12 protein-coding genes are annotated in these 16255 nt (G+C 71.9%); 8 read left to right on the plus strand and 4 right to left on the minus strand.

The genetic code is table 11. From position 1 onward, the window contains the following. Nucleotides 1-15: 15 nt before the first annotated feature. Entirely contained in the window at nucleotides 16-924 is a 909-nt protein-coding gene (locus tag NYP07_RS13180; RefSeq protein ID WP_268151159.1) for a rhamnan synthesis F family protein, read from the minus strand. 128 nt (nucleotides 925-1052) lie between these two features. Here NYP07_RS13180 and NYP07_RS13185 point away from each other — a divergent pair, with 128 nt between their 5' ends. Further along, nucleotides 1053-3284 (plus strand): C1 family peptidase, encoded by a 2232-nt coding sequence (locus tag NYP07_RS13185; protein ID WP_268151161.1) that lies wholly within the window; start codon nucleotides 1053-1055, stop codon nucleotides 3282-3284. Between the two features lie 10 nt (nucleotides 3285-3294). Next, a complete protein-coding gene (locus NYP07_RS13190; protein ID WP_268151163.1) occupies nucleotides 3295-3729 on the plus strand; it encodes a VOC family protein in 435 nt (144 codons plus the stop codon). A 7-nt stretch (nucleotides 3730-3736) separates the two neighbouring features. Here the strand turns inward: NYP07_RS13190 and NYP07_RS13195 are convergent, their stop codons facing one another. Both NYP07_RS13195 and NYP07_RS13200 read right to left on the minus strand, forming a co-directional pair. After that, the gene (locus tag NYP07_RS13195; protein ID WP_338091314.1) at nucleotides 3737-3979 is read right to left on the minus strand and encodes an ATP-binding protein; all 243 of its coding nucleotides are present in this window, start codon (nucleotides 3977-3979) and stop codon (nucleotides 3737-3739) included. A 131-nt stretch (nucleotides 3980-4110) separates the two neighbouring features. Further along, a complete protein-coding gene (locus NYP07_RS13200) occupies nucleotides 4111-5331 on the minus strand; it encodes an ANTAR domain-containing response regulator (protein WP_268151165.1) in 1221 nt (406 codons plus the stop codon). Nucleotides 5332-5559: 228 nt separating this feature from the next. On the opposite strand from NYP07_RS13200, the gene NYP07_RS13205 reads away from it, so the two are divergent. Continuing rightward, nucleotides 5560-6837: an MFS transporter gene (locus tag NYP07_RS13205; RefSeq protein ID WP_268151167.1), complete on the plus strand. Its 1278-nt coding sequence runs from the start codon at nucleotides 5560-5562 to the stop codon at nucleotides 6835-6837. Between the two features lie 70 nt (nucleotides 6838-6907). On the opposite strand, the gene NYP07_RS13210 is transcribed toward NYP07_RS13205, so the two are convergent. Then, nucleotides 6908-8662 carry a bifunctional protein-serine/threonine kinase/phosphatase gene (locus NYP07_RS13210; protein ID WP_268151169.1) on the minus strand — a complete coding sequence of 585 codons (1755 nt, stop codon included), beginning with the start codon at nucleotides 8660-8662 and terminating at the stop codon, nucleotides 6908-6910. 455 nt (nucleotides 8663-9117) lie between these two features. Here NYP07_RS13210 and nirB point away from each other — a divergent pair, with 455 nt between their 5' ends. The 5 genes from nirB to cobA are packed head-to-tail and all read left to right on the plus strand — an operon-like array spanning nucleotide 9118 to nucleotide 16206. Beyond that, nucleotides 9118-11535: a nitrite reductase large subunit NirB gene (nirB, locus tag NYP07_RS13215; protein WP_268151426.1), complete on the plus strand. Its 2418-nt coding sequence runs from the start codon at nucleotides 9118-9120 to the stop codon at nucleotides 11533-11535. Next, complete coding sequence (locus tag NYP07_RS13220; RefSeq protein ID WP_268151172.1) at nucleotides 11535-12317, plus strand: type IV pili methyl-accepting chemotaxis transducer N-terminal domain-containing protein; 783 nt, start codon at nucleotides 11535-11537, stop codon at nucleotides 12315-12317. The genes nirB and NYP07_RS13220 overlap by 1 nt, the downstream gene beginning before the upstream one ends. A 15-nt stretch (nucleotides 12318-12332) precedes the next feature. Beyond that, nucleotides 12333-12716, plus strand: a complete 384-nt coding sequence (nirD, locus tag NYP07_RS13225; RefSeq protein ID WP_268151174.1) for a nitrite reductase small subunit NirD — start codon at nucleotides 12333-12335, stop codon at nucleotides 12714-12716. Next, entirely contained in the window at nucleotides 12716-15457 is a 2742-nt protein-coding gene (locus NYP07_RS13230) for a nitrate reductase (protein ID WP_268151176.1), read from the plus strand. Before nirD ends, NYP07_RS13230 begins: the two co-directional genes overlap by 1 nt. Further along, a complete protein-coding gene (gene cobA, locus NYP07_RS13235) occupies nucleotides 15454-16206 on the plus strand; it encodes a uroporphyrinogen-III C-methyltransferase (protein ID WP_268151178.1) in 753 nt (250 codons plus the stop codon). Before NYP07_RS13230 ends, cobA begins: the two co-directional genes overlap by 4 nt. Nucleotides 16207-16255: the final 49 nt, after the last annotated feature.

Here is a 16255-nt window from a genome sequence, read left to right on the forward strand (position 1 = left end):
AGTTGCAGGCCCCGGTCACACCGGGTCGGCCGCGCCGGACGGCAGCGGGTGCCCGAAGGCCTGCAGGCGGGCGAGGACCACATCGCGCTCGATGAAGCCTTGATGCTTGCCGAGCAACGAGCGCTTGAGGAAGGGGAAGCCGCAGTCGAGCAGTTCCATCGGGCGGACGAGCGTGGGGTCGTTCACCTCCCGCACGTCGCCGAACCACAGCGCCCCGACCGACATCGAGCGCGCGGCGACGCGGGCGAAGCGGAGTTCCTGCAGGTCGACGATGTGGCGGAATTGGTCGAACGCGATGCCGGGCAGCAGCACCGGCGCCAGCCGCGCCATCGTCGACGGCCGCAGGTCGCGCAGCAAAAAGGCATAGGACTGGATGTGCGGCGCGCGCTGGTTGGACGCGGTGAAGCCGGTCAGCGCCCAGGGCACGGTGTCGAACACCTCGCGAAGGTCCGAGAACGGGCCGTACACCGAGTCGTTCATCACCAGCACGTCGGCGCCCGGTGAGTGCGCCGCCAGGTGCGACAGCGCGAGCCGGTAGGCGGAGAAGTCGTAGCCCGGCAGGTCCTTCCACAACAGGGCATCGCAAAGCCCCCGCAGCGCCTGGAGCACGGCGGCGTCGCGCCGGCAGGCGCACACCACCAGCAGCGGCAGCGCCGATGCCTTCAGGCGTTCCAGCGTGAAGCGCTGGCCGGCCGTCAATTCGCCGTCGGGCACGTAGACGAAGTAGGCCACCCAGCGTGCGGCGGGCGACGCCGGCTTCAGCACGGCCGATGCCGGCGCGCGCCTGGCATGCCGCAGCACCCGGCTGACCGTGCGCACGCTCTCCCCCCAGCGCACCGGCGACGGCTGAAAGGTCCAGTTGCGAATCAGGCCCGGGATGGCAGGGGATGACACGGGCTCGTCCAATGGCTGCATGGCGGCCATGCTAAAGGCGCAGCGAGTGGCCGATGGCCCCCAGGCCGACCTTAAACATGAGGATCAGTCTCGCGCGCGCCCTTGTCCCGGCGCGGGCCTGCGGCCATGATGCGGCGCCCATCAGGAGAGAGACACCCATGGCCACCTCGGCGAAGAAGAGCAAGGCCGCGGCAGCGGCGCCGAAAATCCACGACACCGCGCCCAGGCCCACGCTGGACGCCCGCCCCGACCGCCTCGACCTGCGCGACCTGCCCTATCGCGCGCCGCTGCGCTCGCTGCCCGCGCGCTGGCCGCTCGACGCCGACCTGAAGCGGCTGCTGCCCGCCTATGTGAAGGCCGGCCGCATCCTGAACCAGGGCGACGAAGGCGCCTGCACCGGCTTCGGCCTGGCCTGCGTGACCAACTATCTGTACTGGCTGCGCCACCTCGGCACGCCGCGCAGCAAGGCGCCGCCGCTGGTCAGCGCGCGCATGTTCTACGAGCTGGCCAAGCTCTACGACGAATGGCCGGGCCAGGACTACGAGGGCTCGTCCTGCCGCGGCGCGCTCAAGGGCTGGCACAAGCACGGCGTCTGCAGCTGGGATCTCTGGCCCCTGCCGCTGGACAAGGCCGGCCACGGCCTCTTCGTGCGGCCCTCGCCCGGCTGGGACCAGGACGCGCCCAGCCGGCCGCTGGGCGTCTACTACCGCGTCGACAGGAAGAGCGTCGTCGACATGCAGGCCGCCATCTACGAGATCGGCGCCGTCTACGTGTCCGGCAGCGTGCACGACGGCTGGGGCCTGGACGCCACGCCCCTGCCGTCCAGCCATGCCCAGCTGCCGCGCATCAAGCGCATGAGCAAGAAGACCGGCGGCCACGCCTTCGCGCTGGTCGGCTTCAACGAGCATGGCTTCGTCGTGCAGAACAGCTGGGGCACCGGCTGGGGCGCGAGCGGCTTCGCCGTGCTCGGCTACGAGGACTGGGTGAGCAACGGCACCGACTGCTGGGCCGTGGCCCTGGGCGTGCCGCAGGACCTGTCCGACCTCCGCGCCGACCAGCCCCAGGCCAAGGTCGCCGGCAAGACGGCGCGCGCGGCCAGCGGCTTTCGCGCGGCGGCCGGGCATGGCCTGGCCGCCGTCGGCGCCACGCTGGGCGTGCCGGACAACCCGCGCGACGACCCCTGGCCCTTCAACCACGCCTTCGCGCACCCGCCCTACCAGCCGCTGCGCACGGCCGAGGCCTACACCCACACCCTGGTCTCAGGCAACGACGGCCAGCTGATGACGACCGACTTCACCCGCGCGCGCAGCGACCGCGAGGGCCTGGCGCGCGAGATCGTCGTCGAGCGGCCGCTGCGCTGGCTCAAGGCCGGCAAGGCGGGCAAGACGCTGAAGCTCGCCGTCTACGCCCACGGCGGCCTGAACTCCGAGAACGACGCCGTCCAGCGCATCCGCGTGCTGGCGCCCTACTTCCTCGCCAACGGCATCTACCCGCTGTTCTTCGCCTGGAGGACCGGTGCCGGCGAGACCCTGGCCGACATGCTCGAAGACCTGGGCCGCCGCGTCGTCGGCGGCACCGACGACCGCAGCGAAGGCATGCTGGACCGGCTCCACGACGCCGCCGCCGAGGCCAAGGACCGCGCCATCGAGGCCCTGGCCCGCCAGTTCGCGCGCGGCATCTGGAGCGAGATGCGCGAGAACGCCGAGGGCGGCGCCGTGGCCGGCCATGTGCTGGACCTCGCCGCGGGCATGCTGCGCGAACTGCGCGACGCGCTCGCCAAGGGCGGCAAGGCGCTGGAGGTCCACCTCATCGGCCACTCGGCCGGCGCCATCCTGCTCGGCCACCTGCTGGACCGCCTGGCCGGCGCCGACGCCGTCAAGGTCGCCAGCTGCGAGCTGCATGCCGCCGCCTGCTCCAGCGGCTTCTCCGTGCAGCACTACGGCGCGGCCGACAGGGCCGGCGTGCTGCCGCTGCAGGCCCTGCGCCTGAACGTGCTGACCGACGCCAACGAGCGTGCCGACGGCCTGCCCAGCGCCGAGCGCGAGCTCTACGGCAAGAGCCTGCTCTACCTCGTTTCGCGCGCGCTGGACGACATCCGCAAGCAGCCGCTGCTGGGCATGGAGCGCGCACAGATGCAGCCCGACCCGGCCTGGGCCGACGACCAGTGGGCCGCGCCCCCCAACGCCGACGTCGCCGCCTGGCTCAAGCTCTGGCCGGGCGGCGCGCTGCTGAACAAGGTCGCCACGCCCCAGGTCCGCACGACCAAGGCCGGCGACCGGATCCCCGCCAGCCACGGCAGCTTCGACAACAACATCGAGCTGATGACGGCCACGCTGGAGCGCATCCGCGGCCAAGCCCTGGTTTCGCCCATGGAATGGCTGGACTACTGACAATGGCACCATGAAATACCTGCACACCATGGTCCGCGTCCATGACCTGGACGCGTCGATCCGCTTCTACCGCGACGCCCTCGGCCTGCACGAGGTCAGGCGCTCCGAGCACGAGGCCGGCCGCTTCACGCTGGTCTATCTGGCCGCCGCCGGCGACGCGGACGCCCAGATCGAGCTGACCTACAACTGGCCGGACGCCAACGGCCAGGCCGAGGTTTACACCGGCGGCCGCAACTTCGGCCATGTGGCCTACGCAGTGGACGACATCTACGCCGCCTGCCAGCGGCTGGCCGACCACGGCGTGACCATCAACCGCCCGCCGCGCGACGGCCACATGGCCTTCGTGCGCTCGCCTGACGGCATCTCGGTGGAACTGCTGCAGGCCGGCCCTGCGCTCGCGCCGGCCGAGCCCTGGGCGTCGATGCCCAACACGGGCAGCTGGTGAGCAGCCGCTAGAAAACCACCCCGGCCCTGAGCCCGCCTTCGGGCCGATTCCCCAGCACCAGCAGCGCACCCTGGCGGCGTACCAGCTGCTGCGCGATGTACAGGCCCAGGCCCGTGCCGCCGGCGGCAGGGTTGCGCGAGCCCTCGACGCGGCGGAAGGGCTGACGCACGCGCTCCAGCTTGGCCTCGGGGATGCCCGGGCCGTCGTCCTCGACGACGAAGCGGGTGACGCCGGCCGACAACGCCCGCATGAAACGGGTTCAGTAAAGGCGCCTCTCCTTTGGTGACTTTTCTCTGGCGCGACAAAGAAAGGTTACCCACCCTCGAGGGGCTGAGCCAGGCACAAGGCAGCCCACTGCGGGCTACCTTGTGCCTGGCCAACCTACCCCAAGATCAACTGCAACGACCCCTGCAACGCCTGAATCAACACCTCCAGCGCCTGCAACAGCCTCTCGCTGCCCTGATGCATGCGCTGCACCGCATCCCCCTGCTCCACGCGCAGCCCGCGCAGCAGCAGCAGCCAGGCCTCGTCGACCGCCGCGAACGCCGGCTGCAGGGCCGGGCCGGCCAGCGGCGCGGCGCGAACCTCGTCGTAGGCCTTGATGAATTCGTCCAGCCCGCCCGCCAGGCCGCTCACGTCGTGCCCGGGCAGCAGCTGGGCGAGCAGCCCTTGCTTCGCCAGGCGCTGGCTCAGCAGACGCAGCCGCGTGACCTGGGCCAGCAGGCCCACCGGCCGCTGGCCAGCGCGTTCGGAGAGGCGCGTGACCAGCGCCTCGCTGCTCTCCAGCAGGCGCTGGGCCGCGCGGTCGCTGCGGGCCAGGTCGACCTGGCGGCTGCCCAGCGCCTCGTCGAGCTGGGCCCAGGCGCCCGACACCTCCGCCAGTTCCTCCGCCAGGTCGTGGCGCAACAGCTCGGCCAGCCGCGCCAGATTGGCCGCCACGCGCTCGGCCGAGGCATCCAGCAGGGCTTGCGCCTCGCGCTTCTCGGGCGGGGCCAGCCGCGGCCACTGGCGCAGGGCCTGCAGCTTGACCAGGCGCTGGCTCAGCATGCGCTGCGCGCCGGCCCGCTCCAGCGCCTCGGCCAGCTCGGAGGTGTGCACGACGCCGCGCGCCACCTCGGGCAGCTTGGACTGCGTCTGCATCGCGGTGTTGCGCAGCAGCGCGAAGGCGGCGGCCTCGTCGATGCCGCGCGCCTGCATCAGCAGGCCCTTGGCGCGCTCCGTCCACTTGCGCTCGTCCAGCCTGGCCTGGGCCGCGCTGTCGCGCGCCTGCAGCTGCGCGGCGAGGTCCTGGGCCCACAGCAGCGTGTCGGCCAGCAGGCCGGCCTCGGCGTCGGCCGGTAGCCAGGCCAGCGCGCCGCGGGCCTGCAGCGCGCGGCGCTCGGCGGCGTCGGGCGGCGGCGCCAGCAGCACCACCGGGAGGCCGAAGGCCCGCTCGCAGTGCAGCTGCTGCGCCAACGCGGTGCGGTCCGGGCACCACAGCAGGCCCAGGGCCGGCCCGTCGGCGGGCGGCGCGAGTTCCGCAACGGCGCGCAGCGACCAGCCCATGGCCTGCAGCGCGACCGCCTGGGGCGGCATCTCGGGGCAGCAGAGCAGGGTAGTCACAGAGGGGGCGGAGGCGGTATCGGGCATGGCTTCGTTCTTCACGCCCCAAAACGGCGCAAGAAGCAGGCCAGCGGGCGCCGGCCCCGGGCGGGCATGGGGCTTGCGAGTATCGGCGCGTGGCGCCCGCAATGGTGCGGACCGCCTCCCCGCTGCGATGTCCGAGCCAGCCCTGGCACGCGACCGGCGGGCAGGCGTGGGCAGGCGGCAAACAGCCCTAGCGAGCTCGAGATGTCTGCACTGCAAAACTTCAAACGCGCCGGCCACAGCCCCACGCTGTTCGCCGCCTTCCTGTATTTCGCGTTCTCCTGCTGCATCTGGGTGCTCAACGGCGCGCTGGCCCCCTTCATCAGCGAGACCTACCACCTGACGCCGGCCCAGAAGGGGCTGATGCTGTCCATCCCGATCATGGCCGGCGCGCTGATGCGCTTCCCGCTCGGCGTGCTGTCGCAATACATCGGCCGCAAGAACGCGACGCTGGTGGAGATGAGCCTGATCGCCGTGGCCATGCTCTACGGCTTCTTCATGGTCAAGAGCTACGACGACCTGCTGGCCATGGGCGTGCTGCTGGGCATCGCGGGCGCGAGCTTCGGCGTGGCGCTGAGCCTGGGCTCGGGCTGGTTCCCGCCGCAGTACAAGGGCCTGGCCATGGGCCTCGTCGGCGCGGGCAATGTCGGCACGGCCGTCTCCGTGCTCGTCGCGCCGCCGCTGGCCCAGGCCTATGGCTGGCAGACGGTCTATGCCTGCGCGGCCGGCGCCATCCTGCTGCCGATGATCGTGATGATCGTCTTCGCCAAGGAACCACCCGACGTCGACGCCCACGCGTCGCTGCGCGAGCACGCGGCCTGCCTGTTCGAGAAGGACGGCTGGGCCTTCAGCCTGATCTACGGCGTGACCTTCGGCGGCTTCATCGGCCTGACGACCTTTTTGCCGACCTACTACTACGACCAGTTCGGCGTCTCCAAGGTGCAGGCCGGCCAGCTGACGATGCTGGCGGCCTTCATGGGCGCGGCGGTGCGCGTCGTCGGCGGCTGGCTGTCGGACCGCTGGGGCGGCGTCAACATGCTGACCGGCGTGCTGGTCGTCGTCGCGCTCAGCCTGGCCGCCGTGGGCTTGAGCAGCGGCTCGCTGGCGCTGACGACGCTGCTGCTCATCGTCTGCTTCGCGGCACTCGGCGCCGGCAACGGCGCGCTGTTCCAGCTCGTGCCGCTGCGCTGGCCCGCGGCCACGGCCGTGGCCGGCTCGATGATCGGCGAGGTCGGTGCGCTGGGCGGCGGCCTCGTGCCCAATCTGATGGGCCTGTCCAGGCAGCATGCCGGCACCTATGCCTGGGGCTTCGTCGTGTTCGCCGTGCTGGCCGTGTTGATGCTCGGCGTCATGCGCGTCATGCAGATCCGCTGGACGCGGACCTGGGCCGAAAAGGGAGGCAAGGCCAGAGGCCATGCCTCCCTTTCGGCGAAGGCTAACTTGGCGCCAGCCAAGTTAAGCCCGCTCCGCGGGCGGCCGTAGCCAAAAGGGCGGCCGCGCGCGCCGCGCCGCGGCCCAGGCCGACGAGCCGGTGCACTACCAGCGCGCCTGATCAGCGCGGCAGGAACAGCAGCCAGGCCACAAGCAAGAGATTGAGCAGCAGCGACAGGCCGAAGGCGATCTGCCAGCCAAGCACCGGGTCGCCGCCATTGCGCGGCGGCCGCGCTGGCGCAGGCTGGTCGCGCGCCGCGCAGCGCTCCAGCGCCAGCAACAGCTCATCGGCCGTCTCGAAGCGGGCCCTGGCCTCGCGCGCGACGGCGCGCATGACGACGCGGTCCAGCGGCATCGGCACGCTGGGCTGCAGGCGGCTGACGCCCTGCGGCTCGCGGCGGTAGCGGGCCAGCTGCCAGGGCTCGATCTCGCCATAGGGCAGGCGCCCGGTCAGCGCCCGGTAGAGGGTGACGCCCAGCGCGAACAGGTCGGAGCCGGCATCGGGCGGCGCCGGCGGGTTCTGCCACTGCTCGGGGTTGATGTAGCTGGGCGTGCCGGCATGCAGCTCGCGCGCGGCGGCCGACGAGCGGCGGCTGAGCGCGACGCCGAGGTCCAGCACCCGCCACTGGCCGTCGTCGCCCAGGTGCAGGTTGGTGGGCTTGAGGTCACGGTGCACGACGCCGGCCGCGTGCAGCAGGCTCAAGGACCGCGCCACCGCCTGGCCCAGGGCCAGCGCCTGCGCCGCGTCGAGTGGCCCCTTGGCCAGCAGCTGCTCCAGCGTCTGGCCGCCATGCCAGTCGAAGACGGCATAGAAATGCGTCGCGCCGTCGGCCGGCGCATGCACGCGGACGAAGCCGCTGCCGCCGGCCGCGGCACCACGGCGATGGCGCGGCGCCTCGGCGAGGTGCAGGCCCAGCCAGATCTCGTGGGCCAGCATGGCGCGCTCCTCGGGGTCGTCGGCGCGGCCCGGGCGCAGCATCTTCAGCGCCACCAGCCGGCCGCTGGCCGCCTCGCGCGCCTGCAGCAGGCGGTGCACGCCGTTGTCGGCGACGAGGGCGGTGACCTGGTAGCCGTCCAGCACCGCGCCCACGCCCAGCGGGCCGGGGCTGGGCAGCGTGCGGCCCAGCGCGGCGAGGTCGTTCAGGCCGGGGTCGGCCAGGTCCTTCACGTCCAGCACCAGCGCGGTCGCGTTGTCGTGGCTGCCGGCGGCCAGGGCCGCGGCGGTCAGCGCGTCGGCCGCGGCCTGGGCGCCGGGCGTGGCGCGCAGCAGGTCGGCGATCTGGCGGCTGCGCAGCGCGCCGTGCACGCCGTCGCTGGTCAGCAGCAGGCGGTCGCCCACGCGCAGCTCGCCCTGGCTGTGGTCCAGGCGCAGCGCGTCGTCCAGGCCCAGCGCACGCGTGAGGCCGGCGAAGTCGCGGCGCTCCAGGCGGTGGTCCTGCGTCAGCAGCAGGCAGTCGCCGTCGCGCAGCAGCCAGGCGCGGCTGTCGCCGACATGGGCGATGGCATAGCGGCGCCCGCGCAGCGCCACGGCCGTCAGCGTCGTCAGCGCCTCGCGGGGCTCGCCCTGCGGGCCGGGGCGGCGGTTGTGCGCGGCCAGCCAGGCGTTCTGGTGGCCGAGCAGGCGGTCCAGCGCCACGCTGCTGTCCCAGTCGGCCGGCACCGCGTGGAAGTCGCGCAGCAGGCTCATCACCGAGGTCTGCGCGGCCATCAGCCCCTCACTGCCCGATCCACCGCCGCCGCTGACGCCGTCGGCCAGCGCCGCGACCCAGCCGCGCTCGGCCTCGTGCGGCTGCGGCGCCTGCACGCCGGCGAAGTCTTCGTTGCGCGGGCGCTTGCCTTGCAGGCTGGACAGGCCGGTGTCGAGTTCGAAGCGCATGGGAGTGGGAAGTCGGGAATGCAACCACAGAGGCACAGAGACACAGAGGAAAGCAGTCCTGAATTTCTCTGTGTCTCCGTGCCTCAGTGGTTGCATTTTTATGGGCGGGCCGATGCCCGCACTTGGTGCAAGTTTCGAGACGAGTGCACCCGCACCGGGCCAAAAACCGCTTCGGCGTGGGGCGCCGCTGGCTGCGGCAGGGTGGAAAGGCCAGCTTCATCGCTGGCACATGCCTTGCAAAGCAAAGGGCAGACCAGCTCTGTTGTTTGAGGTGTGGCATGAAGAAGGACCTGGGTACGGTAGTGGAGCGCGACCGAGGGGCGGGCGAGGCGGGTCGCGAGCAAGGCGCGACGACGCAGTGGGCTCTTGCCCACAAGGAGGAGCAACGCAGCCCGCGGCCCGAAGCGCCAGCCCAGCGGGTGCGCTCGACTGCCGTACCCAGGTTAAAGCTCGTGATGGTGGGCAACGGCATGGCCGGCGTGCGCACGCTGGAGGAACTGCTGAAGATCGCGCCGGACCTCTACGAGATCACGGTCTTCGGCGCCGAGCCCCACCCCAACTACAACCGCATCCTGCTGTCGCCGGTGCTGGCCGGCGAGCAGACGCTGGACGAGATCATCCTGAACCCGCTCTCCTGGTACGAGGAGAACGGCATCACGCTGCACCTGGGCAAGACCGTCACGCAGATCGACCGCGTGCGCCGCCGCGTCGTCGCCGCCGACGGCACAACGGCCGACTACGACCGGCTCTTGATCGCCACCGGCTCCAACCCCTTCGTGCTGCCGGTGCCGGGCAAGGAACTGGAAGGCGTCATCGCCTACCGCGACATCGCCGACACCAACGCGATGATCGACGCGGCCGCCAAGTACAAGCACGCCGTCGTCATCGGCGGCGGCCTGCTGGGGCTGGAGGCCGCCAACGGGCTGATGCTGCGCGGCATGCGGGTCACCGTCGTGCACCTGACCGACACGCTGATGGAGCGCCAGCTCGACACCGTGGCCGGCGACCTGCTGCGCAAGTCCCTGGTCGAGCGCGGCCTGGACTTCCGCCTCGGCGCGCAGACGCAGGCGCTGCTGGGCAACGAGGCCGGCCGCGTGCGCGCCTTGCAACTCAAGGACGGCACCGAGCTGCCGGCCGACCTCGTCGTCATGGCCGCCGGCATCCGCCCGAACACGGTGCTGGCCGAGAGCGCCGGCCTGCACTGCCACCGCGGCATCGTCGTCACCGACACGATGCAGACCGTCACCGACCCGCGCGTCTACTCGGTCGGCGAATGCGCGGCCCACCGCGGCATCGCCTACGGCCTCGTCGCGCCGCTGTTCGAGCAGGGCAAGGTCTGCGCGACGCATCTGGCGCAGTTCGGCATCGGCCGCTACCTGGGCTCGTCGGTCAGCACCAAGCTCAAGGTCACGGGCATCGACCTCTTCAGCGCCGGCAACTTCAGCGGCGGCGCGGGCACGGAGGAGATCGTCATGAGCGACCCCTTCGCCGGCGTCTACAAGAAGCTCGTCATCCAGAACGACCAGCTCGTCGGCGCCTGCCTGTATGGCGACACGGTGGACGGTGGCTGGTATTTCAAGCTGCTGCGCGAGGGCCGCAAGATCGCCGACATCCGCGACAAGCTGATGTTCGGCGAGGCCGGCGCCAACATCGGCGACGTGGGCCACCAGGGCGTCAGCCGCGCGGCCGCGATGGCCGACACCGACGAGGTCTGCGGCTGCAACGGCGTCGCCAAGGGCAGCATCTGCAAGGCCATCCGCGACAAGGGCCTGTTCACGCTGGACGAGGTGCGCAAGCACACCAAGGCGAGCGCGAGCTGCGGCTCGTGCACCGGCCTCGTCGAGCAGCTCATCATGTTCACGGCCGGCGGCGACTACTCGGCCGCACCCAAGAAGAAGGCCATCTGCGCCTGCACCGAGGCCAGCCACCAGGACACGCGCGACGCCATCGTCAAGGGCCATCTGCTGACCTCGGCCGAGGTCTTCAAGGCGCTGGACTGGCGCACACCCAATGGCTGCGCGACCTGCCGCCCGGCCATCAACTACTACCTGATCAGCACCTGGCCCAAGGAGGCGGTGGACGACCCGCAGAGCCGCTTCATCAACGAGCGCTCGCACGCCAACATCCAGAAGGACGGCCGCTACTCCGTCATCCCGCGCATGTGGGGCGGCGAGACGACTTCGACCGAGCTGCGCCGCATCGCGGACGCGGTGGACAAGTACAAGATCCCCACCGTCAAGGTCACCGGCGGCCAGCGCATCGACCTGCTGGGCGTGAAGAAGGAAGACCTCGTCAACGTCTGGCAAGACATCGGCATGCCCTCCGGCCATGCCTATGCCAAGGCGCTGCGCACGGTGAAGACCTGCGTCGGCAGCGAGTGGTGCCGCTTCGGCACGCAGGACAGCACGCAGATGGGCAAGGACCTGGAGCGGGCGCTGTGGCGCATGTATGCGCCGCACAAGGTCAAGATCGCCGTGTCGGGCTGCCCGCGCAACTGCGCGGAGGCCGGCATCAAGGACGTCGGCGTCATCGGCGTCGACTCGGGCTGGGAGATCTATGTCGCCGGCAACGGCGGCATCAAGACCGAGGTGGCCGAGTTCCTCTGCAAGGTCAGGACGCCCGAGGAGGTGCTGGAGGTCAGCGGCGCCTTCCTGCAGCTCTACCGGCTGGAGGGCTGGTACCTGGAGCGCACGGTGCATTACGTGGCCCGGGTCGGCCTCGACCATGTGAAGAAGAAGATCCTCGACGACGCCGTGAACCGCCAGGCGCTGTGGTCCCAGCTGCAGTTCAGCCTGGCCGGCGAGCCCGACCCGTGGTTCGAGTTCGACACGGCCGGCGTGGATTTGCGGCAATTCGAAAAGGTCGGTGCGTGATGCTGACCCGCCGCAGCACCCTCTTCGCCGGCCTCGCCTCGGCCGGCCTGCCCACGCTCGCCCAGGGCGGCCACATCAGCCAGCTCGGCGAGGCCATCGACATGGCCGGCGCCCAGCGCATGCTGAGCCAGCGCATGGGCAAGGCCTGGCTGGGCCAGCTGCGCCCCGAGCTGGCCGAGCGCGCCCGCGCCGTGCTGAAGGCCAGCGAGGCCCGCTTCGAGCGCCAGCTCGGCGAGCTGCTGGCCTATGCGCCCACGGCCGAGATCGCCGGCAGCTACAGGGCCATGCGGCACCGCTTCGACGACTACCGCGCGCTGCTGCAATGCGCGCCCTGCCGCGAGCGCGTCGACGAGCTGCTGCAGTGCTCGGGCGAGATGCTCAGCATCGCGCAGAGGGCCACCGGCCAGCTGCAGCAGCGCTCGCTCGCGGACTCGGCCCGCCTCGTCAACCTGTCGGGCCGCCAGCGCATGCTGTCGCAGCGCCTGGCGCTGTACTTCCTGGCCGGCCAGCAGGGCGCGCGGCCCGAGCTGGTCGGCGCCGAAACGGCCCGCGCCCGCGCGGAGTTCGAGGTCGCGCTGGAGACGCTGTCCGCCGCGGCCGAGGCCTCGCCCGCCATCCGCGCCAACCTCGGCCTGGCGCGCAACCAGTGGGTCTTCCTGCAGGCCGCGCTGGCCGGCCAGAGCCAGGGCCCGCAGGCGGCCAGCGATGTCTTCGTCGCCAGCGAGAACCTGCTGGCCGTGATGGAGACCGTGACCGGGCAGTTCGCCCGCCAGCTGGGTTGACGAGGGATGACGACGATGAACGACTGGACCCGCATCTGCCGCCTGCAGGACATCCCCGTGCTCGGCTCGCGCCGCGTGCAGCGCCCGGCCGGCATGGACGTGGCCCTGTTCCGCAACGCCGAGGACGAGGTCTTCGCGCTGCTGGACCGCTGCCCGCACAAGGGCGGCCCGCTGAGCCAAGGCATCGTCTTCGGCAACAGCGTGGCCTGCCCGCTGCACAACTGGACGATAGGCCTGGGCAACGGCTGCGCCCGGGAGCCGGATGAAGGCTGCACGCCGGCCTTCCAGGTGAAGCTGGACGGCGGCGAGGTCTTCCTGCTGAGGGCCGAGCTCGAAACCCTGGCCGTGGACCTCGTCGCACCCGTGGCGGGACCGAAGATTCCGATTGCGGCGGCGTGATGGCTGAAACCAAATCCACCTGCCCGTATTGCGGCGTCGGCTGCGGTGTCGTCATCGAGCATGAGGACGGACAGATCACCGGTGTGCGCGGCGACCCGGACCACCCGGCCAACTTCGGGCGGCTCTGCACCAAGGGCAGCAATCTGCACCTGACGGCCACGCCCGTCGTCATCCAGCACCAGCGCCTGCGCCAACCGCAAAAGCGCGCGACGCGCAGCGCCCGGCCCGAGGTCGTGAGCTGGGACCAGGCCAACCGCGAGATCGCCGACCGGCTGCTGGCCATCCGCGCCGCCCACGGCCCGGAATCCATCGGCGTCTACATCTCCGGCCAGCTGCTGACCGAGGACTACCACGCCTTCAACAAGCTGGCCCGCGCCGTCATCGGCACGCCCCACATCGACTCCAACTCGCGGCTGTGCATGAGCTCGGCCGTCGTCGGCTACAAGCAGTCCCTGGGCGCCGACGCGCCGCCCTGCAGCTACGAAGACATCGAGCTGGCCGACTGCGTGCTCGTCAGCGGCGCCAACCCGGCCTGGGCCCACCCCATCCTGTTCCGCCGCCTCGAAGCGGCGCGCGCCGCCAAGACGGGCCACAAGCTCATCGTCATCGACCCGCGCCGCACCGAGACGGCCGAGCTCGCCGACCTGCATCTGCAGCTGCGCCCCGGCACCGACGTGGCCCTGTGCCACGGCCTGCTGCATGCCGTCATCTGGCAGGGCTGGACGGCGCCCGGCTTCATCGCCGAGTCGACCGAAGGCTTCGACGAACTGAAGGAACTGGTGCGCGACTGGACGCCGGCGCGCGCCGCCCAGGTCTGCGGCCTGGACGAGGCCGACATCTGGCGCGCCGCCGAATGGTTCGCCACGTCGCCTTCGTCCTTGAGCCTCTATTGCCAGGGCCTGAACCAGAGCAGCAGCGGCACGGCCAAGAACACCGCCCTCATCAACCTGCACCTGGCCACCGGCCAGATCGGCAAGCCCGGCGCCGGCCCCTTCTCGCTGACCGGCCAGCCCAATGCGATGGGCGGCCGGGAGAGCGGCGGCATGGCGACGCTGCTGCCCGGCCACCGCGACCCGGGCAGGCCCGAGGACTGGGCCGAGGTCGCCACGCTGTGGAACGTGCCCGATCTGCCCGACAGGCGCGGCCACACCGCCGTCGAGATGTTCGAGGCCGCCGCGCGCGGCTCAATCCGGGCGCTGTGGATAGTCTGCACCAACCCGGCCCAGTCCATGCCCGACCAGGCCGTCGTGCGCCGCGCACTGGATCGCTGCGAGCTGGTCATCTTGCAGGAGGCCTTTGCCCACACGGCCACGGCCAAGTACGCCGACTACCTGCTGCCCGCCGCGACCTGGGGCGAGAAGGAAGGCACCGTGACGAACAGCGAGCGCCGCATCAGCCGCGTGCGCCCGGCCGTGCCGCCGGCCGGCGAGGCGCGTGCCGACTGGCGCATCGCGCGCGACATCGCCGCGCTGATCGACGCCGGTCTGGGCCGCCCGCCGCGCCTGGCCGCCGCCACGCCCGAGGCCCTTTGGCTGGAGCACCGCGCCGCCACGCGGGGCCGCGACCTCGACATCACCGGCCTGAGCTGGGCCAAGCTCGACGCCGACGGCCCGCAGCAATGGCCCTTCGTGAACGCCGCCACGCCGCGCCTCTACACCGACGGCCGCTTCGCCACCGCCGACGGCCGCGCCCGCTTCGTCGCCAAGCCCTACCAGCCGCCGGCCGAGGAGCCCAGCCCCGGGCTGCCCTTCGCGTTGACGACCGGCCGGCTGCGCGACCAGTGGCATGGCATGAGCCGCAGCGGCAGCGTGCCCGGCCTGTTCGCCCACGAGGGCCGCCCGGCCGTGCGCATGCACCCTGCCAATGCCGCGCGCCGCAAGCTGGCCGAGGGCGAGCTCGTCACGGTGCGCTCGCGCCGCGGCGAGCTCGTGCTGCCGCTGAAGCTGGATGAGAACCTGCCGCCCGCCGGTGCCGATATCGCGATGCACTGGGGCGACGAATTCATCGGCGCGCAGGACGGCATCAACGCCGTCACGCAGGGCGCCTTCTGCCCCGACTCCAAGCAGCCCGAGCTGAAGTTCAGCGCCGTCGCCATCGAGCCCGCCGCCCTGCCCTGGCGGCTGAGCGCCTGCGCCTGGGTCGCCCCCGAGCGCGGTGCCGCGCTGCGCGAGCAGCTGCGCGCGCTGATGCCGCGCTTCGGCTATGCCCACTGCCTGCCCGAGCCGACCCGCACCGGCCTCATCGGCTGGGCCTTCGAGGCCGCCAGCGCCGACGCGCCCGCGCCTGAACTGATCGACGAGCTGGCCGCCGCCCTCGGCCTGAATGGCGCCCATGTGCTGCGTTATGCCGATGCCCAGCGCGGCCGGCTGCGCCTGCTCAATCTCGACGGCGACGACCTGCAGGCCGCGCCGCTGCAGGCCCTGCTGCGCGTCGGCCAGCACGACGAAGGCGCCTGGCTCGTCGACCTGTGGCGCGAGCGCACCGCCGCATCCACGGTCGGCCGCTGGCTGCTGTCGCCCGGCGCGCCGCCGACGAACACCGCCGCCGCCAGCGCGCAGGTCTGCAACTGCTTCGACGTGCGCGAGGACGTCATCCGCCTGACGCTGTCGCATTGCAGCGGCAGCCCCGCCGAGCGCCTCGCCCAGCTGCAGGCCGAGAAGCGCTGCGGCACGCAATGCGGCTCCTGCCTGCCGGCCTTGCGCCGCCTTGTTGCTGCGACTCCCGAAGAGGTGCCCGCATGAACGCACATCCCGTCTACCTCGTCGGCGCCGGCCCCGGCGACCCGGAGCTGCTGACCGTCCGCGCACTGAAGCGCATCGAGGCTGCCGATGTCGTGCTGGCCGACGACCTCATCGACCCGCGCGTGCTGGCCCTCGTGAAAGGCCGGCTGCTGCGCGTCGGCAAGCGCGGCGGCTGCATCTCGACGGACCAGCACTTCATCCACGCGCTGATGATCCGCGAGGCCCGCGCCGGCCACCGCGTCGTGAGGCTCAAGGGCGGCGACCCCTTCGTCTTCGGCCGCGGCGGCGAGGAGGTCGACGCGCTGCGCGAAGCCGGCCTCGACGTGGAGGTCGTGTCGGGCCTGACCAGCGGCATCGCCGGCCCGGCCGCCGTCGGCATCCCGGTGACCGACCGCCGCGCGTCGCCCGGCGTCATTCTCGTGACCGGCCACCCGGGCGAAGGCCGCGCCGAGCCCGACTGGGCGGCCCTGGCCCGCACCGGCCTGACCCTGGTCATCTACATGGGCGTGGCCCGTGCGGCGGACATAACTTCTCAGCTGCTCGCCGCCGGCCTGCGCGCCGACCTGCCCGCGGCGGTCGTCAGCGCCGCGCACACGGCCCGGCAGCGCCACGCGGTGACGACGCTGACCGGACTGCCGGACTGCATCGAGCGCGAAGGGCTGCAAAGCCCGGCGCTGCTGGTGGTGGGCGAGGTGGCCGCCATGGCGGCGCTCGACGCGTTGCCGCTGGGCCGACAACAGGCGGGCTGAGGCGCGTCTTCGGACACGGACCGGCCGGCGGCGACCCCAGATCCGGCAG

The sequence above is a fragment of the Pelomonas aquatica genome (genome assembly GCF_026712205.1).
In the GTDB taxonomy this organism is placed as follows: Bacteria; Pseudomonadota; Gammaproteobacteria; order Burkholderiales; family Burkholderiaceae_C; genus Pelomonas; species Pelomonas aquatica.